Raw genomic sequence first — 22512 nt, 5'->3', positions numbered from 1 at the left:
GGTAAAAAACACTATCTACTACTATACGCACTAAAAAAGGAAAAGTTTCATAAATTGTTAGAAAAGAACTACTTTTTTATTAAAAAAATAACATTACTCCTACTTTTGTAATCTTTAAACGCGATAATTACCAAATGAATAGGGATAAAACAAAAAAGCTGTCATGAACTTATCGTACAAGGACGATAAGTACAGACAGCCTTTTGCTTACACCATAGTGTAATGGATCAATTATAACCCCAGATCATAGCAAATAATGTACCAATGATTGTCACAACACCTACGAATACTGAGTATAAAATTGTTGTATATAACGTTTTTTTATCTTCAGATTCACCGATGTGCATGAATAATACTAATTGTACAGTTGCCTGTGCAAGAGCAGTTACTAGTAAAATTCCAAATGCCATATTAAGAGACATATCAAATTTTACAACTGCTAAAGCTACGATTGTTAGTAATAGTGAGAAGCCGAAGCCCATCACATGTTGTTTTGGGAATAATTCCTTCATCAGCTAATCAGTCCTTTCAAGTAGACGAAGCTGAAGATGAAAATCCAAACAACGTCTAGGAAATGCCAGTACAGTGAGAAGATAAACGCTTTATTAGCCGTTTGTGGGTTTAAGCCACGTTTCGCTACTTGGATTAAAATAGCTACGCCCCAGAAGAAACCAAATGTTACGTGGGCACCGTGCGTTCCAAGTAAAGTCATTAATGACGATAAGAATGCGCTTGTTTGAATCGTCGCACCTTCGTGTACATATGTGACAAATTCATCAATCTCAATAGCTAAGAAGCCAAGGCCTAGTAATAGAGTGATGATAAAGAATGTCATCATCGCTTTTTTACGACCAATACGCATTGCATGAACACCAAGACCAATTGTGAAACTACTTGTTAATAATAAGAATGTTTCCCATAGAACGGGAGTTAATTCAAAAATCTCGGCACCATCTGGTCCACTACCTGTACGTGTATGAAGTGTGAAATACACAGTAAATAAAGTGGCAAATAACACGATTTCGGCGCCAAGGAAAATCCAAAAACCAAAGATTTTTAGACGGTTTTCCTCTGTACTATATTCTAATGGAAGTGAAGAATCGATTTTCATATTATTTATCACCTCTCAAGCTTTTCTCAGTTGCCATTACTTCCTCAACTGAAATGTAACGACCATGATCTTTTTCAAATGAACGATGGATCATGAAGCCAAATACACCAAGCATACTGATGATGGCTGGAATCCATAGATTAAATACAGCGAAGAATGCTGCAAGGAAGAAGAATCCACTCATCCAGAATGGTGTGCCTGTATTATTTGGCATGTGAATTTTTTCGATTGTACCTGCAGTAATATCGCGACCTTCTTTTTTCGCGAACCAGAACTCATCTAAGCGAGTAACGGTAGGCACTACGGCAAAGTTATATTCTGGTACTGGAGAATGAGTAGCCCACTCAAGTGTACGACCATCCCAAACATCTGCCTTTTCATTACGAGGCATATGCTTCCAGCTATAGTAAATATTGTAGACGATTAATGCAAAGCCGACTGCAAGTCCTAGAGCACCAACGAACGATAACATGTTCAATGGACCATAACCAGTAGACTCAGAATAAGTGTACATACGACGAGCATATCCATCTAAACCTAAAATGAATAGTGGGAAGAACGTTACGTTGAAGCTGATGGCAATAAACCAGAAACCAGCTTTCCCTAATTTTTCATTTAGACGGAAACCGAACATTTTTGGCCACCAGTAGTGGTAACCTGCAAGGACACCAAATACTGTACCTGGAATTAATACATAGTGGAAGTGGGCAACTAAGAACATCGTATTATGATATTGGTAGTCAGCACTTGCCATCGCTAGCATTACCCCTGTAACCCCACCAATTGTGAAGATAGGAATAAAGCCAAGTGCATAAAGCATCGGTGTTGTAAATTGAATTTTCCCGTGCCTCATTGTGAGTAGCCAGTTGAATATTTTAACCCCAGTAGGAACGGCGATTGCCATTGTTGTAATAGAGAAAACACTGTTTACCATTACACCATGACCCATTGTATAGAAGTGGTGGGCCCAAACTACGAATGATAGTAGGGAAATGACCACCATACTCATCACCATTGATTTGTAACCGTATAAGTTTTTACGTGCGAATGTTGCAATGATTTCTGAGAAAATACCGAAAGCAGGTAGGATAACGATATAAACCTCAGGATGTCCCCAAACCCAGAAAAGGTTGGCCCAAAGCATATCCATACCACCGTCTTGCATCGCAAAGAATTTTGTGCCGAATTGACGGTCAAACATCATAAGAGCAAGCGCTACAGTTAATACTGGGAACGCGAATACGATAATAATGTTTGTAATTAAAATTGACCAAGAAAACATTGGCATTTTCATTAATGTCATACCAGGAGCACGCATTTTAATGATCGTCGTGATAAAGTTAACACCTGTCATTAAAGTACCAATACCTGATAATTGAAGGGCTAAAGAATAATAGTTATTCCCTACAGTCGGACTAAAATCCGTACTTGCAAGAGGGAAGTAGGCTGTCCAACCAGCGTCTGGTGAACCACCGATAATGAATGATAAGTTTAATAAACCAGCACCTGCTGCAAATAGCCAGAAGCTGACAGCATTTAGACGTGGGAAAGCAACGTCACGTGCACCGATTTGAAGTGGAATGACAATGTTCATTAAGCCGATAACAAATGGCATCGCCATAAATAGAATCATTAATAAACCGTGTGTTGTGAAAATTTCATTATAGTGTTGTGCATCAAGAAGTCCGTTATCTGGAACGGCTGTTTGTGCACGCATTAATAGTGCATCGATACCACCGCGGAATAGCATTAATAAAGCTACTGCGATATACATAATCCCGATTTTTTTATGGTCAACAGTTGATAGCCAGTTTTTGTAGAAATAGCCCCATTTTTTGAAATAAGTAAGGCCTGCTACGATAACCACTGCACCAACTACGATACTAATAGCTGCCGCTAAAATCATCGGTTCTTGCATTGGATGGAATAATTCTTCCATACTCATTGGATGCGCTCCTTTCAGAATTAAAAATTAATGTCTCGATTCGTTCAACGATAAAATCAAATTAATGACCAGAATGTTCATTATTCATGTCTTCTTCAGACATGTCCCCATGATCCATTTCATCCATATTCATGTGTTTGCCATGTTCCATTGGAGCTGGTCTAAAGTCTAAGTGTGTAGATGAGAAGCTTTGGCGACCAACATGTTCTGCCTCTAAAAGCTCATCAAATTTTTCTTCTGTTAATGGTGCCTCTTTCGCTTTAACATCAGCAACCCATTTATCGAAGTCTTCTTGTGTCATAGATTGTGCTTCAAATTCCATTTCTGCAAAGCCACGTCCATTAAAGTTAGAGTTACGTCCCATAAATGAACCAACTTCATCTGCTGCAAGGTGAATTGTTGTTAACATATCACTCATAGCATATTTTTGACCTGCTAATTGAGGAATCCAGAAACTTGTAATTGGACCAAATGAGTAAAGCTTAAATTCGATTGGACGATCCACCGGAATGTTTACATAGTTAACTGTTTCAACACCTTCTTCTGGATAACTAAAGTGCCATTTCCAGTTTGATGATGATGCATAAATCACTAAAGGCTCCTTATCGTCATAACCTGCTGGTTGAGCTTCTACTGTAGATGTTGTTCTTACTGTCACAACAGCTAAAAATGCTACGATAATAATTGGAATTACTGTCCATGTAATTTCAAGCAGATGACTTCCTTCTTCATGAGGAGGCTCATAATCTGCAGCTGCTTTTGATGCACGATATTTTGTAAGCATAAAGGCTAAAAGCACATACACGACTAGCAATATAAAGGCCATTGTAATAATGGATAAGATAATTGTGTTTGATAATGTTTCAGCATTAGGTCCTTTTGGATTGAACACTGTTAATGGTTCACATCCAGCAAGAAGAGCAATCGCACTCAATGCTACTAACATTAAACTTAATTTTTTCTTCATGTTTGACTCCTTTCTATAGAACGGCTATTCATAAAATTCATGTGTTTTTTGTCAGTGTCACATTTACAAATAGTTGATACTGAGGTCACCTCTTTTATCTTGGCGTATCAATCAACAACATAAGAAATTACAATGGCATGGTTCAATATGAAACATAAAATCTAGTGTTGATTGATCTGATGCAAGCGTTAGCAAAATCAATGATTTGCGCAATCGTTTAAATACATACTTGGTTAACTACGATTGTCACAATCTCTCGTTGTTTGCACATTGGATTATACGCCCTGTTTTTAAGAAAAAACATAATTTTGTTATGAAAATGATAGTATAGCGGTATTGAATTTGAACATTTTTTGAACAAAAATCGTTATTTTAGTATTGGTATTTATAGGTTTTATTTATTAAACACTGTGGAAACGTTGAAAATACTGCATTCCTGATGTTTACCTAAGTAAATAATTTAAAATGTGAAAAATGGTATTTCACATTTTAGACGCTGTTTTGTAATAAAATCATTGTCATACCAGACCTATTGGGATTTTTTATTTGCCTTTTATCCAAAAAAGGAGTAGATGCAATGACGTTTTATGGAAACAATAGGTTGAATTTTCAATGAAAGGAATGAGCGAGGAGGGAATAAATGGAGTGAAATATTAATTATGTTAATATAATAACAGGTTTTCTTTAATATCCATATTTTTACTTCATTTGTTTTATTTGAAAAGTAAAAAGCAAACTAAGCCAGTTCTTAGTTTGCTAGTATTTTAGAAAAAATTTATGTTATCAAGAATTAAGCGGTGTAATTCAGCATTTTTAAAATTACCTGTCAATCACCAAGCTTCAGCCATTTGGCTACTTGTCCATAAATCGTATTTTGAAGCTGTGGAGCTTTATTATTCATTTTCAAAGAAAAATACAGTGTTTTCATAAAGTTTAAGGTACAAGTTCTTCCACTAAAGAAGAGCTCATTATAACCTTGTGTCATTAAATGCATTTCAAATTTATCAAAAGCCTGCTCAACAAATTCGATCAGTGCTTCCTCTGAGTAATTTTGAAGCAATAATGCATCCACTATATTAATTAAACGTTCCTCTTCATCGTTAACAAAGACTGTTTCTTTCCAAGTGACAAGTTTTAATGCATGTAAAATGGATGGTGCATACTGTAAATCGAATTTTGGATGTTTTATTGTTGTTGTAGCTAAATCTGCACCATGTGCAATACTGTGTGCCCATCCTTTTCCCTGAACATATCCTCTCATATCCTGTTCTAATAACAAATAACGGCCAATTTTTTTAAAGAACACTTGTAGGTCTTCATCTCTTAAAACAAGTAATTCAGCGTCCTTTGCAAGAAGACCTGCAACTAGTAAAGCAGAAAAAGAACGAGTAAAGACACTATCCTCTGTTTTATCTCCGATATGTAAATATAAAAAATCCTCACCTGTAACTGTATCAAACAAATATTGAAGTTGTTGAGAACTCAATAAATTATCACTTAGTAAATCAACAAAGGTGCGATAAATGAGCTGGTCTCGTAATTCGGCATCAACTGAGCCAATATGGGCTAACATCTCCTGTAATAGCCAATCACTATGTTGGAACATAAATGTCTGACGCTCAGACAGTGTCATTGTAGAAAAAGACTGTAATGTTTCTTTAATATCCATGTAAAAAAGCCCCCAACTTATTTTTGTATTTTATATTATAGCGCCATTTCATTTCGAAGGGATAAATTTGAAACCTTCATTTTAATCAAGCACAGTTAGAATGTCTTCTTTAAAACATAATTTTTACAATATTATTTCCAGAAACTATAGAAAGTTGTTATGATAGAAACGCAATAAAATGGTAAAACTAAAATGTGAACAATAAAAAAGACATACCTATTTAAGTATGTCTTTGTCTAGCTAAATAATGACTGCTGATTTAATGCCAATTGGCCATTCAGTGAGCGTGTGTTGATTTGTCTTTAACTCGACAAGAATATTGGCATTTTTGATTGCATCAATGAGCCATTCACTATAGTGACGATTTGGTTCAGGATGTTGTAAAATCTGCTGCATATCTTTTTTATCAACATGTAGCAGCTTGTAGTTACATTCAATGTTTACTTTTTGAGGAATAATGGAAAGAGACTCGTTTTGATGACCAAGTGCAATAGATCCAGGAATACACCCTTGAATTTTTAAAATATAGGTGCTGGCTTCTTGTGTGTAGACATCTATTTTGGTGCGTGTTAAAAGTTCAAATTCTATCGGCTTATCTTGAAAAGGGCCGTCCGTTGTAGAAATTGAAATGACTTTAATCGATAATGCCTCGAATGCAGATGAGATACAATGATCAAATTCTGTAATTGTATCAAGTAATTGCATGGATTCCACTCCTTGTTAAGAACTTGATTTTCTTGATGCAGACAACAAAGGGGAAGCGTCTGCGAATTGTGATAAATTTTAGACTATTCTAATTATAATACAATTTATTACAAAATATGAATGCAAAAGCAATAATTTTTTGTTAAAAACAAGAAACTTGGATTTTTTTAGTAAATAGCAGAAATGAAAAATTAGAATAATGAGGTGAGAAAAATGACAAAAAGAAAGCGTCATGTCATTAAACATGACAATGTTGTTGTTTTTCCGGGCGCTGTCCAAACATTAATACGTGAAGGACATATGTTTGCTGAAAATTTTCAGTATGAAAAAGCGGTGGCAAGCTTTGAAAAGGCATTTGTGTACGAAGCTGGGGATGAATTTGCTCTTAGTGCTTATGCTTTCGCTTTGTATGAATTAAAGGACTATAGCAAGACAAAGGATGTTTGTGAGCAATTATTTTCAATGGGTACGTCATTTTATGTAGAAATCATGGAATTGTACATTACCGTATGCATGCAGTTAAAAGAATACCATCAAGTAGAGTCATTAATTTCAACGCTACTTGAAGAAAATGTTTTGCCTCAGGATCAAATTGAAAAATTTGAACGCTTAAAAAATTTGAATAGTGAAGTGTCTAAGAATCTAGAAAAAAAAGAAAATGCACAACGTTTAATAGAAGAACAAGAATATGACCTTGAGAAATTTAGGGCACTTAGTCCAAATGAGCAATCCATTCGCTTACATCGACTTATGGATACAAATGTAAGACAATTAAAAGAGCCGTTGAAAGAGATTATTGAATGTTCCACGATCCATCCGTTTGTCCAGAGTCTAGCACTTATATTATTAGTAGAACAAGAAGTAGCTATCAATGTTACAGTAGCCAAATTTAATCAAACCAAAGTTGTTAATCCTACTGAATTAGTATTGCCTAACCAGCTACCGCAGTATGGAGAAATAAAAAATATACTAGAAGTGAAGCTAGAACAAGACCCATCGACTTTGGAAATGGTACAATATTTAATGGCAAAGCATGCCATTGTAACGTATCCATTTGAATGGCACCCGTTCGAAGCAGATGATGTTGCCTATAGTTATATTGATTTTGTCTTAGCGATGCTTGGAAATGTACAAGAAATGGACTATGAAATCATTGGCTTTTTACAAATGTTAGAAAAGCTAACAGAACTACATTAGGTATGAAATAAGTTGAAACTATACACATCTATGTTATACTAAAATGGTTGTCAAAATCGTAGTTACGAATGAATTGTCTAACATCTTAAACTTGATTATTTATTTGGAGGTATTTATACATGTCAGCAAAATGGGAAAAACAAGAAGGTAATATCGGTACTCTTACAATCGAAGTACCTGCTGCAGAAATCGACGCAGCAATGGACCAAGCGTTCAAAAAAGTTGTAAAACAAATTAACGTACCAGGTTTCCGTAAAGGTAAAATGCCTCGTAAAATGTTTGAACAACGTTTTGGTATCGAATCTCTATACCAAGATGCATTAGAAATCATCGTTCCTGAATCTTATGCAAAAGCAATTGATGAAGCTGGAATTATGCCAGTTGATTACCCAGAAATCGCTGGTACAGAAAACTTTGTACACGGTCAAGATTTCACATTCACTGCACAAGTAACAGTGAAACCAGAACCAAAGCTAGGAGACTATAAAGGTCTAGAAGTATCTAAACTTCCAGTAGAAGTAACGGATGAAGAAGTAGATGCACAAATTCAAGATCAATTAGCTCGTAAAGCAGAGCTTGAAATCAAAGAAGACGAAGCAATCGTAGAAGGTGATACAGCTGTGATCGACTTCGAAGGTTTCGTTGGCGAAGAAGCTTTTGAAGGTGGTAAAGGTGAAGACTATCCACTAGAAATCGGTTCAGGTTCATTCATTCCAGGTTTTGAAGAGCAATTAGTTGGTGTTAAAGCTGGCGAATCTAAAGATGTTGTTGTTACATTCCCAGAAGAATATCATGCAGCTGAATTAGCTGGTAAAGAAGCTACTTTCAAAGTAACTGTGAAAGAAGTTAAAACAAAAGTTCTTCCTGAGTTAAATGATGAATTTGCAAAAGAATTAGATCCAGAAGTTGAAGGCGTTGAAGCTTTACGCGCTAAAATTAAAGAACAAACTGCAGCTCAAAAAGAAACAGAATCAGATGCAGCTCTTCGTGATGAGCTTGTAGAAAAAGCAGCTGAAAATGCGGACTTTGAAGTACCAGCAGGTATGATCAACTCTGAAACTGATCGTATGTTACAAGAATTTGGTCAACGTTTACAAATGCAAGGTATGAATCTAGACCTTTACTACCAATTCTCTGGTCAATCAGAAGAAGACTTACGTGGCCAAATGAAAGAAGAAGCTGAAAGCCGTGTGCGTGTATCATTAACACTTGAAGCAATTGCTGAAGCTGAAAAAATTGAAGCATCTGAAGCTGATATTGAAGCAGAATTAGAAAAAATGGCTGCTCAATTTAACATGACAAAAGATCAAATCACAAGTGCTTTAGGTGGAACAGCAGTACTTGAAAATGACATCAAAATCCAAAAAACAGTTGAATTTTTAGTAGAAAACGCTAAAATTACTGAATAAGATTTTGTGTAATTAGATAGCCCAAAAAAAACAAGGTACGGCATTCATCCGTGCCTTGTTTTATCACATAAACTCTTAGCAATCAGTCCCCTTAACATTTAATTCACTTTATACTTCACTTATACATAGTATTGTTTTAGTTTTTATCTTCATTCAGCAGATGTTTTTGTATCCAAAGTATTATGTCAGGTACAAAAAACTCCCATCTCACATAGATGGCGAGCTGTAAGCCTTTTAACCTTTTTAGTGTGTGTTTAAACCACGACTGAATGAAGATAGTGCCTGCTGGCAGGCGGCAAGGATTTAGATGAAGTCCTGGCGCTATTAGAGTCAAGGCGAAATTGATACGATGCTAAACTTAACTTCATTCAGAAAGGTTCTAACTAAATAAAATTTATTTTTTGAGTGATATACCCTTGGTTGATGAATGTAGTAGATTTATAAATAGAGATCAGTAGTTTGTAGTGTGTCGGAAGTGAATAAATGTAACTTTATAGCAGTATAAGGTGGCGAAGTAAGCAGGTTCCTATAGCATGCTTCGAAAGACAAATGAAGTAAAGTACATGACGATGCGTTATAATCTACACATGCATAATTACTGAGGCGTAAATGATGCAGACAATTTATTTGATAAAGGTTCAATAATCTTGTAAGATTGTTGCTTGAATAGGGGTGAAACATATTGTTCAAATTTAATGATGAAAAAGGCAATTTAAAATGCTCATTTTGTGGAAAACCACAAGAACAAGTGCGTAAATTAGTTGCAGGTCCAGGTGTTTATATTTGTGATGAATGTATCGAGCTTTGTTCAGAGATCGTTGTAGAGGAACTAGGTGTAGAAGAGGAAATCGAATTCCAAGATATTCCAAAACCAAAAGAAATCTTAACGATTTTAGATGAGTATGTAATTGGACAAGAGCGTGCTAAAAAAGCATTGGCAGTCGCAGTTTACAATCACTATAAACGTATCAATACGAATAGTAAAATTGATGATATTGAATTAGCAAAATCGAACATTGTGTTAATCGGCCCAACTGGTAGCGGTAAAACTTTATTAGCTCAAACGTTAGCACGTATTTTAAATGTTCCATTCGCTATTGCGGATGCTACCTCCTTAACTGAAGCAGGTTATGTTGGTGAGGACGTTGAAAATATTTTATTAAAGTTAATCCAATCAGCTGATTATGATATCGAACGCGCTGAAAAAGGGATTATCTATATTGATGAAATTGACAAGGTTGCACGTAAGTCGGAAAATCCATCTATTACACGAGATGTTTCCGGCGAAGGTGTTCAGCAGGCACTCCTAAAAATTCTTGAAGGAACAGTTGCAAGTGTTCCACCACAAGGAGGACGAAAACATCCTCATCAAGAATTCTTACAGATCGATACAACCAATATTCTTTTCATTGTTGGCGGTGCATTTGATGGTATTGAAACCATCATTAAACGACGTCAGGGTGAAAAAGTAATAGGATTCGGTTCAGATCCGAATAAAGTAGATGTAGATGAAGGTTCTATCATGTCCAAGCTGATTCCTGAGGATTTATTGAAATTTGGTTTAATACCAGAGTTCATTGGTCGATTACCTGTACTTGCGAGTCTGGAGCAATTAAACGAAACAGCACTAGTACAAATTTTAACAGAGCCGAAAAATGCACTAGCCAAGCAATATCAAAAAATGCTTGAATTAGATGGCGTTGAGCTTGAATTTGATGAAGATGCTCTTGTGGCAATTGCTAAGGAAGCAATTGAACGTAAAACAGGTGCGCGTGGTCTTCGTTCAATTATTGAGTCAACAATGCTTGATGTAATGTACGAATTACCTTCACGTGAAGACGTAAAAAAATGTATCATTACAGCAAAAACAATTACGGATAAAGAAAAACCGAAATTGCTTCTTGAAGATGGCACTGAACTCGATGAAGGTAGCGACACTAAAACTTCAGCATAATGAATAGACGTGGCTGTCTACCGTTGTGAGATAGAGAGTAATTAGCTGACTTCGATTGTGCAATATTCGCACATATCGACAGTCAGCTTTTTATTCATTCCTACATAAAGCCAGCTGTAACTTGAAGAAATTTTTGGCTCGCTTCAATATCTAGTGTGAATCAACTTTTTAAACACATACTAGTAGCGCGGGATGTTAACATGAAAATTTTGACGGAGGTGAATGCCCGCATGGTGACAATACAAAAAACAACAAATGTACCATTATTGCCTTTGCGTGGACTTTTAGTATTCCCATCGATGGTGTTACATATTGATGTGGGTAGAAATCGTTCTGTAGCGGCGCTTGAGCAGGCAATGTTAGAGGACCAGATGATTTTATTGGTAACACAAAAAGAAATGCACGATGAACAACCTGAAGAGCAAGATTTGTATTCAGTTGGTACAATTGCTTATGTCAAACAAATGCTTAAATTACCAAATGGCACGTTACGTATCCTTGTAGAAGGAGTTGCTCGTGCAACGTGGAAAAACTATCGTGCGTTAGAGAAGTATACGGTTGTCGATATTGAGATTAAAGAGGAGTCAACAGAAAAAGATGTAGAAACACAAGCATTGATGCGGACATTGTTGACGTATTTTGAAAAATATGCAAAATCCTCCAATAAAATTACAACTGAGACGATCAATACTGTAACGGATATTGAAGAGCCTGGCCGTTTAGCTGATATTATTGCTTCTCATTTGCCGTTTAAAATTGCCGACAAGCAAGAAGTATTGGAAATGCTAAGCGTTAAAAAACGACTAGATCATTTAATTATTCGCTTGCATGATGAACAGGAAGTATTGGATCTAGAAAAGAAGATTAATTCCAAAGTAAAGCAGTCAATGGAGCGTACGCAAAAGGAATATTATTTACGTGAGCAAATGAAAGCTATCCAAACGGAGCTGGGAGATCGCGAAGGGAAAACTGGAGAAGTTGCGGAATTACGGAAGCGTATCGACGAAGCTGGTATGCCAGAAACAACAAAGGAAGCAGCACTGAAAGAATTAGATCGCTATGAAAAAATACCTGGAGCTAGTGCAGAGAGCGGTGTTATTCGCAATTATATTGATTGGCTTATTTCATTACCGTGGACAAATGCTACAGAGGATCGCATGAATATTGCCCATGCTGAAAATATTTTAAACCGAGATCATGATGGATTAGAAAAAGTCAAAGAACGTGTTCTAGAATATTTAGCAGTACGTCAGCTAAAAAATTCACTGCGAGGACCTATTTTATGCTTAGCAGGGCCTCCAGGTGTTGGTAAAACATCATTAGCTCGCTCCATTGCCGAAAGTTTAGATCGTAAGTTTATTCGTATTTCTTTAGGTGGTGTTCGAGATGAATCGGAAATTCGCGGACATCGACGTACGTATGTTGGTGCAATGCCAGGACGTATTATTCAAGGAATGAAAAAAGCAGGTACCATTAATCCAGTATTTTTATTAGATGAAATCGATAAAATGTCGAATGATTTTAGAGGTGACCCTGCAGCAGCCATGCTTGAAGTTTTAGACCCTGCACAAAATAATACATTTAGTGATCATTATATTGAGGAACCATATGATCTATCTAATGTGTTATTTATTGCAACTGCCAATGATTTAAGTAGCATCCCAGGACCATTATTAGATCGTATGGAAGTAATTTCTATTGCAGGCTATACTGAAATCGAAAAAGCTCAAATTACAAAAAATCATCTCATACCAAAGCAGCTTAAAGAACATGGTTTGAAAAAAACACAAGTGGTAATCAAAGATGAAGCAGTGACTGATATTATACGTTATTATACTCGGGAAGCAGGAGTGCGCGGTTTAGAACGACAAATCGCTACGCTTTGCCGTAAAATTGCCAAAGTAATTGTATCTGGTGAGAAAAAACGCGTAACGGTTAGCTCAAAATCATTACAAGATTTACTCGGTAAACATCGTTTCCGCTATGGACAGGCTGAAAAGGAAAATCAAGTGGGTGTCGCAACTGGACTTGCTTATACAACAGTTGGTGGAGATACATTACAAATTGAAGTTTCTTTAACACCAGGTAAAGGGAAGTTACAACTAACTGGTAAGCTTGGTGAAGTAATGAAGGAATCGGCTCAAACAGCCTTATCCTATGTTCGTACGAAGATGGAACACCTTAATGTGGATGCAGAATTTTTTGATACTCATGATATTCATATCCATGTACCAGAGGGCGCTGTACCTAAAGATGGACCATCAGCTGGTATTACAATGGCAACAGCTATCGTTTCGGCTATTCTACATCGCCCGATTCGCCGCGAGGTAGGTATGACAGGTGAGATTACCTTGCGTGGCCGTGTATTGCCAATCGGCGGCTTAAAAGAAAAAACATTAAGCGCTCACCGTGCAGGATTAACGACAATCATTTGTCCAAAGGATAATGAACGTGATATAGAGGATATTCCTGATAGTGTACGTGAGCAACTAACATTTAAACTAGTGACATCGGCTGATGAAGTTTTAGCCTATGCGCTGGACGGAGGTTTTTAAAAAAATGAAAGTCCATAATGTCGAAATGGTCATTAGTGCGGTACGACCAGACCAATATCCAGAAGATGGACTGCCAGAATTTGCATTAGCAGGTCGTTCGAATGTAGGAAAGTCTTCCTTCATAAATCGAATGATCGGACGTAAAGCTTTAGCACGTATTTCATCAAAGCCTGGTAAAACACAAACCCTTAACTTTTATAAGATTGAAGAACAGCTATTTTTTGTAGATGTTCCAGGGTATGGTTATGCAAAGGTTTCTAAAACAGAGCGTGAGGCATGGGGAAAAATGATCGAGCGCTATTTTACAGGACGCCAGGAGTTAAAAGCAGTCGTACAAATTATAGATTTGCGACATCCTCCGACAGCTGATGATCGTATGATGTATGATTTTTTAAAGCATTACAATATTCCTTGCATTGTCATTGCAACGAAGGCAGATAAAATTCCAAAAGGTAAATGGGATAAACATAAGAAAATTGTCAAAGAGACACTGGAGATGGAAAAAAGTGATCCACTTATTGTCTTCTCATCAGAAACGGGTCTTGGCTTTGAGGAAGCTTGGAAAACAATCGAAAATAAAATGTAATAAAAAACATCTATTGTATCTAAACCGTTAGGACAATAGATGTTTTTGTATTTTCAATCGAGTGGTGTAGAAAATTAGGGAAAATACTTGATGATGAAACTATTTGTCCGATAAATTAGATAGGAGGTGGACTAGATGGATATCGCAGCTTTATCGATGGCAATGAACCAAGCAACACTTATGCAAAATGTATCTTTAGCTGTTACGAAACAGGCAATGGAAATGCAACAGCAAAATACAGAACAGTTAGTTGAAATGTTAGATGCTCCACATCCAACAGCCGGACATACAATTGATATTCAAGTATGAAGTAGGCAAGGTAGCTTGAAGTTAAAAGCTACCTCAACTTTTGTTTTTAGAAATAAATTCAAGAAGGCCTAAAATGTAACTTTTCGAATAAGAAAAACTACCAATAATACGATATACTAATAATTAGTAAGGAGGCAGGTTTTTTGAAAAAATATTTATACATACTGATGATTACGTTACTGATGATAGTTGGTTTTTCCTTTAATCAATCTGCTAAAGCAGCCCAACTAGTGACAGGGACATTTGTTGATGTAACGTTTTCAGAATATACGAAGCCTGATGGTACGATAGAAAAGCAACTTAGTAAAATTACATTGGAAAATGATCGTGGACGAACAGTAACGTTTAATATTAATAAAAATACTAGATTATATATTAATAATACGTCTACAACGATTGAGGGTTTTAAGATGGGGATGGAAGTCGAGGCTGAAATTTCTCTCAGAAGTGTTGTTGAACTTCGCGGTACCTCTCATACACCAACAGAAACAAATGTACCATCAACAGAAAGCAGTAACGGTAAAACAACTGCTGGTGTCGTAACGAGTATTGATCCAAATGGTTTATTTATCATGGTAAAACCAGATGTTGGCGCAGAAACGACATACTATTTAAACAAAGAAACCAATTATCAAAAAGGTTCTTCTGCGACAGATATTAGTGCTTTATACGTTGGGGATCGAGTTAAATTAAGTTTCAAAAATAAAACTTCCTCAGTCATATCAAAGGTAGCTATCAGTGAAACAGGTACGCTCGTTGAAAACTTATATAAAGGCGAGATACAAGCGGTCAATCCTAATGCCAACAAGCTTACCGTGAAAAATCAACATGCCTTTGTTAACTGGCAATTTGGCTCTCAAACAACAAATGATCTTTCAACTATGCCTTTTACATCCAAAGTACCAATCTATGTTGGGAATACGAAAGTCGAGAAAGGTCAGCTGAAAAATTATATAGGTAGCGAAGCATACTATGCGACCGTTAAACAATTTGGTAAGGAAGTAATCGAGAAAATTGTCGTATTGAAAAATAATGAAAGAACATATTACGAACCTATGCTGTCTGTTGATACAGATTACCAACTACTGAAACTGAAAACAGCAGGAACAATGTATTTCCATAATGGAACAATTTTAATTCGAAATGGACGATTAATTGAACCTACTGGTCTTATGGCATATGGTACTGCTTTTGTCGTGGCTGATGGTGCTACTCGTGATCACTATGCCCAAGTAATACAAGTTACAAGTGATAGCTTCATGTCACCTAATCTTGCAGGTCATGAATTATATTATGGACGCTTATCTCAAGCAGATGGATATGTAATTGAAATTGACGATGCGATGAAGATTGAATCAAATGTTTTCAAGAAAGCAGATCGTACTGTACTGTCAGTTAGTAATTCAACGAAAGCTATGGTAGATGACGGCAATAAAACATATAGTGTCATGCCAGATATTGAACTTTACTTATCTGAGGGAGATTATGGTTATTTCTATGTGAAGGAAGGCCATGTACAAGCTCTTCATATTTTAGACAAGGCTAAACCTGTTGCCCCTCTAATGCTTGCAGGGAAACTAGAGTCTGTGAAATCTACGTATCCTGCAGTCATTAATGTCAAGAGTGTTAGTCAATGGCAAAATGGTCGTTGGTATGAAGCGGGTGAAATGGTTAATATGAATATTGACCAAGCGACACTGATTAAAGCAGGTAAGGTGATTCAAGCTTCTGACTTACAGCCATCTGATCGTTTAGTTGTATTATCAGATCGATTTGTTAAAGCTCATTTTATTTTGGTAGATTAGCATGAATATTAAACTAAAAAATCTGCGAGTCTTATGCGAATATGTTTCATAATCTAAAGATGAGGAAGTTACTTCGAATAGGCTAAATTGTGTATACATTCGCAAGACAAGCAGATTTTTTTAGTGGTATTAGAAACAAGCTTCATTATGCACGCAAATGCACAGTGAAAGAGAGGAAAAGCGAATGCAAAAAAAATTATCTAAAATAATGTTTCTAGTCCTTGCTGTTTTTTTGATTGGAACAACTATTCCATTCAATGCATCAGCCGCTTCATTAGAAACAACAGGTGCTGTAAAAAACGAATATACATATGAAGAAGCTGTGTTCCTTTCAGGGACACCTGTTATTTTTAAAGGGACAAGTAAAGATATTAAAATTGCTCAAAAAGAATCAAAAGGTAAATTAACTGAAACGTATAGCATGAAATTAACAGCAAGCAATGGCGCAACATTGACAAGAAATATTGCCTATGAATCAGATGTAGTGGATTATGCAGTTCTTGGTCAAAAAACATCCAACGGTGAAGTGAAGAAATACACTGAAAAAATCACAATTGGCGCCATTACTTATTCCTTAGTCGATTATCAATTTTCACAAGGAACAGTTACTGATAATCGTGCAGCCTCTGATTATTACTCAGGAAATATTATTTCTAGAAAAACCTATGCTTTTGAAACAGGAAAAGGAAAAAATGCTGTTCAAAACACAGTAACAATTGAAACAGATAGTCGCCATGCAGGCTATGAGAACTTCTGGGGTGCGACAGAAACTCAAATCACGGAATCTGTTTATTCTTATAGTGATGGTAAAACAAGTCATGTGAAAAATCGTTTATCTACAAGTAAATCACGTGTTTTAAATTATGAGGAAAATCTCGGTAGCTTAGGGAGTTTTGAAGGTGGATATGCAGTCGTAAGTGAAAAGGATGTTATTTCTGAATATACATACGACCTATCTTCAGGACAAAAAGGTACACTTGATTTAGATACAGAGTACATGCCGACAATTGAACGTCTTATCATTCCTAAATTCAGAGATTTAACAACCCATTATGCGAAAGAAGCAATTGAAAAACTTTATTCTCTAGGTATTTACTCAGATTCAAGTAACTTCTTTTCTCCTAATACACCAATGAAACGTATTGATTTTACGACGGCTATTGGTAAAGCGGTTGATTTACGTGTGTTTGAAGAAAAGAAATCAAAAAAGACACCTACTACAAGTGTTTTTAAAGACTTGAAGCGTTCTATCAAAGATTACGGTTATATTGAATCAGCGTTAAATAAAGGGATAATCAAAGGTGTATCAGCTGACTACTTTAAGCCAGATAATGCTATTAATCGCGCACAGGCTGCAACTATCTTTGTCCGTGCCTTAGGACTTGAAAATAGAGCACCTGATCCTGGTTACTTAACTAAATTTACAGATGACAAACAGATTCCAAATTATGCGAGAGATGGCATCTATATAGCGAATGAACTTGGCTTAATGATTGGTGATGCTGCTGGTCGTTTTAATCCAAATAAACCGCTAACGCGTGCAGAGGCGTCAGTTGTTTTAGAACGATTCTTGAAATATTTAGAGGATGACTTAAAACAAAACTATCGTGATGACATATTGTTCTTTAACTAAAGAAAGGATGGAACAAAAATGACATATGTAAAAAAAGCATTGCTTGCTATGCTTTGCTTCATGCTTCTACTGATGACAACTACGCCTACTGTTACGCAAGCAGCTACAACAATTAGAGATGTTCCAACAAATAGCAATAATTATAAAGCTATTTCATGGGCGGTCGATAATGACCTGATGTCCTTAAATAGTGCAAGTAACTTTTTACCAAATGATCAAGTGACAGATCGCGATCTTGTTCTGATGTTTGCCAAACTAGATCGTAACTATGCTTTATCTTATATTGATAGTGTTGCTTATAATTTCTACAGTGATTTTTATTTACCATTTAATGGTACACATGTAAATACGAATCGAACAAAAGCTGTAACACGTGGCCAATTTGCCCAAATTTACGCGGCTTTTAAAGGCTTAGATTTAGATGAGCCACAGGCAGTTCAATATTTATATTCAAATGATTTATCTACAAGCTCTACAGGCAAAAACACATTCGCTAGCTTTAATCCATCCACAAAACTAACACGGGGTGATGTTGCTGTATTTTTCTATCGTGCTGTTCAAAATAGCACTTTCGCAGTACAAGGATTAAAACGTAGTCCAGCTGGTCGTGATAATGATAGCATTACGTTACCACCTGGTTTTATGGGATCTAGTAGTGCTGATTTTGAAGAGCCAAAGGATAATTCAAATGATTTTACTGGACCAAATAATGTTAATAATGCATTGCAGAGTATCTTGGTGGAAAAGCCTGATTTAATTGCAAATAATGTGGATACAACACTAGTTACAGTTTCTTTAAAGGCTTGTAATGGTGATCCTATCGCTGATGATAAATCTTATTCATTCCGCGTGAAGGCATCCTACGGAAATATTGTTGATACTTCAGGTGAAGCAGTTGACATTGTCCAATCGGATGGTTCAACGGTATCTGCTATAGTGGTAGCACCAAAATTAACTAAATCAGTACGTGATACAATAACTTTTGAGCTGATTAATAATACGGACCCAGCAATGAAGTGTCTAGTTGGAGAGAAACTAAACGCAGAAGTGCGTTATGCACCCCAGCCTGAATTGCGTATTGATTACCAAGTATACGACCCAGCAAATACAGATGATAATGGGAGCGTGATTCCTGAATTTCCAAAAAGTGAAGATATTCCAGAGTTCTTTACGCAAAATTTAATTGATGTTTATAGCCCAGTTCCTCTAGATTCTAATTCAGATAAAAAATTATTTAGTATTGGGCAGCAAACAAATGTGAAGGACGTTTTAGGAAATGTGCAAAACATCTATTTGCGTTACGGTGGATCTGATCCTAAATATCCGGCATTAGGTTATGAAAATGCTATTCTTCAATTTGAAAACTATGATATTTCTGTTCACTTATTTGAGGAACTTTTAAAGACACGTTTTGAGAACTCTGTTACAACGCCAGCTAAAACGGAAATAATGTATTTAATTGCTGACGATGGTCGTCCTATTTATCGCGTTCAGGGCATTGATGATGATATTGCCTCACAGGTAGAGAACATTAATCCAGTCGGCGCCATTATTCAGCTTATGAAAGAAATGCCAGACGAAAAAGATTTAACATTAGAACATTATGACAGTGTTATGAAGATTTATTCGATCTTCACAAACTTAAGTAACTATGACCGCACGGTTTTATTAAAATACCAAGGCGGTAAATTACTTGGACAAGTAGAGGCGTTTAAAAAACGAGTAGAGGCCCTAAAGGAAAGTGCGGATGCTGCATCAAGACCATCAGGAAAAGATCGTTATACAAAAGTAATGGTGACTTTAGTGCGTCCTGGTGGAGAGCCTATTACAGATTATCAAGGAACAGTCAAAATTAAGTATGACGGAGTAGAAAAAACAGCTTCATTCATTACGAACACTTCTGATCCATTAAATAATACAGGGAATCCAGGTACTGCTGTAGCCTACTTTGATTCAGTTATATATGGCAAATCTAAAGTGGAAGCAAGACTTGTCAATCCAATAGACCCTCGCTATGCAACGTCCTTGAAGGGTTTAAAAGATAAAACAGTGACGAAAGATATTTTTACGAATCCATACTTCAGTAAAAACTCTTGTTCTTTAGCAACAGAAATTGCCTATGTAGTGGATTATTCTTCTTCCATGAAGGCTGTTGATCCAACAAATTATCGTGGGAAGAAAATGATTGAACTAATCAATCAATTAAAGGCTAAAAATAACATAGTCATTGAAACCAATACAAAAGCGACTGTACTTGGAGAAGGTACAACAGAAAATGTGTTGAAAAAAGATCTTTATAAAGCATCGAAAGATAAGGGTGCAACCGATATTTTTGCAGGCATCGATATTGCTTTAACAAAATTCTCGAACGATTCGAAAACATCCAAAGCGATTGTCGTTGTATCTGATGGTAAAACGAGTAAATCAAAAATGACAAAAGTTATAAATGAAGCGAAAAAGCAAGGTGTCAAAGTATACACAGTAAGTATGGGCAAAAAATCACAAGTAAATGACGCCACTTTAATGCAATTATCTTCAGAAACGGGCGGAACGTACTTCCATGCAATTGATAATTTGCAATTGCATCAAGTCTTCCAGAAGTTAATTGATACAATTTTATGTAAAACGCAAGCTTCAAGCTGTATCAATCCAGAAGATTTATTTGAAGAGACAAGTGTTTCGCTACGAAAAGGTTATATTACAATGAGTGCTCGAGTTGATGGTAACTGTCAAAACGTTGCGAAGATGAATGTACGTTTTAATTCAATCAGTGGAGATGTCCAGTTTGATTTGCAAAAGCGTAGTGATCAAGTGTATATGTTAACAAAAACTGTTCAAACTATGCAGGACTTTAAAGTCAATGATGAGATTGAGTTTATAGCATACGATAAAGATGGAAATATGATTGCAATAAAGACTGTTACAATAACAAATTAATGAGAAAACTGCCTCCGATAATGGGGGCAGTTTTTTAATTTGAAACAACACGTATAATTTGTTACACTTAGTTTATAATAATTCTAATGTAGATGACGAATTGCAGTTCTTCATGACATGTTCACAAATTATTGATGAACTCTTGTCGAACTGTGCTATAATGAGATTTGTGAATTAGAACGTGTGAGGTGTTATTCATGCATACCATCGTAGTAGGCTTGAATTATAAAACAGCGCCTGTTGAAATACGTGAGAAGTTATCATTCATTGAGAGTGAACTGCCACAAGCAATGGAAGCGCTGCAAAAGCAAAAAAGTATATTAGAGAACGTAATTGTTTCGACATGTAATCGTACAGAAATATATGCTGTTGTGGATCAATTGCATACTGGACGTCATTTTGTGAAACAATTTTTAGCCAACTGGTTTGATTTGCCTGTGGAGACATTTTCTTCGTATTTAACGATTCGTGAAGAAGATGAGGCAGTCGAACATTTATTTAAAGTGACAGCTGGAATCGATTCAATGGTTCTAGGTGAAACACAAATTTTAGGGCAAGTAAAAAAAAGCTTTTTAAGTGGACAAGAGATTGGCACAACAGGAACGGTATACAATCAGCTATTTAAACAAGCAGTAACATTTGCAAAGCGTGCTCATAATGAAACAGCGATTGGTGAGAATGCGGTATCCGTTTCCTATGCGGCCGTAGAATTAGCAAAGAAAATTTTTGGCTCATTACAACGCAAGCATGTAGCTATTTTAGGTGCAGGAAAAATGGGGGAACTTGCAATTGAGAACCTTTACGGTAGTGGTGTAGGGAAAGTTACTGTCATTAACCGTACATTTGAAAAAGCAGAAAGCTTAGCAGCTAAATTCCATGGTGAAGCTAAATCAATGAAGGAATTACAATGTTCTTTGTTAGAAGCGGATATTTTAATTACTTCAACAGGTGCTACTGATTATGTTATTGATTACGAGCTAATGCAATTTGTGGAACGTTTACGTAAAGGAAAACCATTATTCATGGTAGATATAGCGGTTCCTCGTGATATTGACCCACGAGTTGGCGACCTACCAAATGTATTCCTATATGATATTGATGATTTACAAGGTATTGTCGAAGCGAACTTAGCAGAGCGTGAACGTGCTGCTGCTGATATTACTAATATGATTGGCGAAGAAGTTGTGCAATTTAAAGACTGGGTAGCTACTCTTGGGGTAGTGCCAGTCATCTCAGCATTACGTAAAAAAGCAAATCGTATTCAACAAGAGACTATGACAAGTATCGAAAATAAAATGCCAGATTTAACGGAACGTGAACGTAAAATTTTAAGCAAACATACAAAATCTATTATCAATCAATTGTTAAAAGAGCCAATCTTGCAAGCTAAAGAAATGGCTAATTCTCCAAAAGCAAATGAACAGTTACGTTTATTCCAACAAATTTTTGGTATAGAGGATGCTGTGGAAGCTGAAGTTCATGAGATGACAAAGCAAGAGCTTGAGCGCAAAGAACGCGCACAGGTATCTCAGACTTCTACTGAACCAAAGTACTCTTTCTAAATTATCTATTGCGCTCACGTAGAAAGCTGTGATTGTACATGGGTGTTACGCGCAATTGGATTTTCTACTGATATTACATGAGGCGTTTTCGTATCTGTATGGTAAACTAAGGATACGAAAACGTTTTTTTGTTTTCTATGCTAAAATAGTTTATTAATTTCACGACAA

The 22512-nt window shown here is 36.2% G+C and carries 16 protein-coding genes; 10 read left to right on the top strand and 6 right to left on the bottom strand.

Translation table 11 applies throughout. The features are described 5' to 3' along the window. Positions 1-227: 227 nt before the first annotated feature. From qoxD to AC1RFD_RS11035, 6 genes are all read right to left on the bottom strand, one after another. On the bottom strand, positions 228-512 hold the full coding sequence (qoxD, locus tag AC1RFD_RS11060) for a cytochrome aa3 quinol oxidase subunit IV (protein ID WP_004226585.1): 285 nt from the start codon (positions 510-512) through the stop codon (positions 228-230). Then, positions 512-1111: a cytochrome aa3 quinol oxidase subunit III gene (gene qoxC, locus AC1RFD_RS11055; protein WP_016991860.1), complete on the bottom strand. Its 600-nt coding sequence runs from the start codon at positions 1109-1111 to the stop codon at positions 512-514. Before qoxC ends, qoxD begins: the two co-directional genes overlap by 1 nt. A 1-nt stretch (position 1112) precedes the next feature. Further along, the gene (gene qoxB / locus AC1RFD_RS11050) at positions 1113-3056 is read right to left on the bottom strand and encodes a cytochrome aa3 quinol oxidase subunit I (protein WP_048395108.1); all 1944 of its coding nucleotides are present in this window, start codon (positions 3054-3056) and stop codon (positions 1113-1115) included. Between the two features lie 61 nt (positions 3057-3117). Continuing rightward, the gene (gene qoxA, locus AC1RFD_RS11045) at positions 3118-4023 is read right to left on the bottom strand and encodes a cytochrome aa3 quinol oxidase subunit II (RefSeq protein WP_221680900.1); all 906 of its coding nucleotides are present in this window, start codon (positions 4021-4023) and stop codon (positions 3118-3120) included. Positions 4024-4849: 826 nt separating this feature from the next. Next, on the bottom strand, positions 4850-5692 hold the full coding sequence (locus AC1RFD_RS11040) for a DUF2785 domain-containing protein (protein WP_259948300.1): 843 nt from the start codon (positions 5690-5692) through the stop codon (positions 4850-4852). A gap of 240 nt (positions 5693-5932) precedes the next feature. Beyond that, on the bottom strand, positions 5933-6397 hold the full coding sequence (locus AC1RFD_RS11035; protein WP_103118506.1) for a hypothetical protein: 465 nt from the start codon (positions 6395-6397) through the stop codon (positions 5933-5935). Positions 6398-6610: 213 nt separating this feature from the next. Between AC1RFD_RS11035 and AC1RFD_RS11030 the strand changes: the two genes are divergently transcribed. From AC1RFD_RS11030 to hemA, 10 genes are all read left to right on the top strand, one after another. Further along, positions 6611-7594: a hypothetical protein gene (locus tag AC1RFD_RS11030; protein ID WP_492474900.1), complete on the top strand. Its 984-nt coding sequence runs from the start codon at positions 6611-6613 to the stop codon at positions 7592-7594. Positions 7595-7713: 119 nt separating this feature from the next. Continuing rightward, positions 7714-9003: a trigger factor gene (gene tig / locus AC1RFD_RS11025; protein ID WP_048395116.1), complete on the top strand. Its 1290-nt coding sequence runs from the start codon at positions 7714-7716 to the stop codon at positions 9001-9003. Positions 9004-9685: 682 nt separating this feature from the next. Continuing rightward, positions 9686-10957 (top strand): ATP-dependent protease ATP-binding subunit ClpX, encoded by a 1272-nt coding sequence (gene clpX, locus AC1RFD_RS11020; RefSeq protein ID WP_492474899.1) that lies wholly within the window; start codon positions 9686-9688, stop codon positions 10955-10957. A 230-nt stretch (positions 10958-11187) separates the two neighbouring features. Further along, entirely contained in the window at positions 11188-13512 is a 2325-nt protein-coding gene (lon, locus tag AC1RFD_RS11015) for an endopeptidase La (RefSeq protein WP_048395119.1), read from the top strand. Between the two features lie 4 nt (positions 13513-13516). Further along, the gene (gene yihA, locus AC1RFD_RS11010; protein WP_016991869.1) at positions 13517-14098 is read left to right on the top strand and encodes a ribosome biogenesis GTP-binding protein YihA/YsxC; all 582 of its coding nucleotides are present in this window, start codon (positions 13517-13519) and stop codon (positions 14096-14098) included. A 135-nt stretch (positions 14099-14233) separates the two neighbouring features. Continuing rightward, positions 14234-14407, top strand: coding sequence for a YjfB family protein (locus AC1RFD_RS11005; RefSeq protein ID WP_081011007.1), 174 nt, complete (start codon positions 14234-14236; stop codon positions 14405-14407). Positions 14408-14550: 143 nt separating this feature from the next. Continuing rightward, positions 14551-16212 (top strand): hypothetical protein, encoded by a 1662-nt coding sequence (locus tag AC1RFD_RS11000; protein ID WP_492474898.1) that lies wholly within the window; start codon positions 14551-14553, stop codon positions 16210-16212. Between the two features lie 184 nt (positions 16213-16396). Then, positions 16397-17845, top strand: coding sequence for an S-layer homology domain-containing protein (locus tag AC1RFD_RS10995; RefSeq protein ID WP_004226619.1), 1449 nt, complete (start codon positions 16397-16399; stop codon positions 17843-17845). Between the two features lie 18 nt (positions 17846-17863). Then, entirely contained in the window at positions 17864-20782 is a 2919-nt protein-coding gene (locus tag AC1RFD_RS10990; RefSeq protein ID WP_492474897.1) for a vWA domain-containing protein, read from the top strand. 197 nt (positions 20783-20979) lie between these two features. Then, on the top strand, positions 20980-22344 hold the full coding sequence (gene hemA, locus AC1RFD_RS10985) for a glutamyl-tRNA reductase (RefSeq protein ID WP_048395129.1): 1365 nt from the start codon (positions 20980-20982) through the stop codon (positions 22342-22344). Positions 22345-22512 lie beyond the last annotated feature (168 nt).

Source organism: Lysinibacillus sp. GW823-FHT02G10, from assembly GCF_058797135.1.
Note: the sequence above shows the minus strand (reverse complement) of the source record. Positions and strands in the feature narration are given on the sequence as shown.

What these genes read in the sequence shown, in the direction of transcription:
- qoxD (WP_004226585.1), bottom strand. Translation starts at nt 512, where the DNA reads ATGAAGGAATTATTCCCAAAACAACATGTGATGGGCTTCGGCTTCTCA.
- qoxC (WP_016991860.1), bottom strand. Translation starts at nt 1,111, where the DNA reads ATGAAAATCGATTCTTCACTTCCATTAGAATATAGTACAGAGGAAAAC.
- qoxB (WP_048395108.1), bottom strand. Translation starts at nt 3,056, where the DNA reads ATGAGTATGGAAGAATTATTCCATCCAATGCAAGAACCGATGATTTTA.
- qoxA (WP_221680900.1), bottom strand. Translation starts at nt 4,023, where the DNA reads ATGAAGAAAAAATTAAGTTTAATGTTAGTAGCATTGAGTGCGATTGCT.
- AC1RFD_RS11040 (WP_259948300.1), bottom strand. Translation starts at nt 5,692, where the DNA reads ATGGATATTAAAGAAACATTACAGTCTTTTTCTACAATGACACTGTCT.
- AC1RFD_RS11035 (WP_103118506.1), bottom strand. Translation starts at nt 6,397, where the DNA reads ATGCAATTACTTGATACAATTACAGAATTTGATCATTGTATCTCATCT.
- AC1RFD_RS11030 (WP_492474900.1), top strand. Translation starts at nt 6,611, where the DNA reads ATGACAAAAAGAAAGCGTCATGTCATTAAACATGACAATGTTGTTGTT.
- tig (WP_048395116.1), top strand. Translation starts at nt 7,714, where the DNA reads ATGTCAGCAAAATGGGAAAAACAAGAAGGTAATATCGGTACTCTTACA.
- lon (WP_048395119.1), top strand. Translation starts at nt 11,188, where the DNA reads ATGGTGACAATACAAAAAACAACAAATGTACCATTATTGCCTTTGCGT.
- yihA (WP_016991869.1), top strand. Translation starts at nt 13,517, where the DNA reads ATGAAAGTCCATAATGTCGAAATGGTCATTAGTGCGGTACGACCAGAC.
- AC1RFD_RS11005 (WP_081011007.1), top strand. Translation starts at nt 14,234, where the DNA reads ATGGATATCGCAGCTTTATCGATGGCAATGAACCAAGCAACACTTATG.
- AC1RFD_RS10995 (WP_004226619.1), top strand. Translation starts at nt 16,397, where the DNA reads ATGCAAAAAAAATTATCTAAAATAATGTTTCTAGTCCTTGCTGTTTTT.
- AC1RFD_RS10990 (WP_492474897.1), top strand. Translation starts at nt 17,864, where the DNA reads ATGACATATGTAAAAAAAGCATTGCTTGCTATGCTTTGCTTCATGCTT.
- hemA (WP_048395129.1), top strand. Translation starts at nt 20,980, where the DNA reads ATGCATACCATCGTAGTAGGCTTGAATTATAAAACAGCGCCTGTTGAA.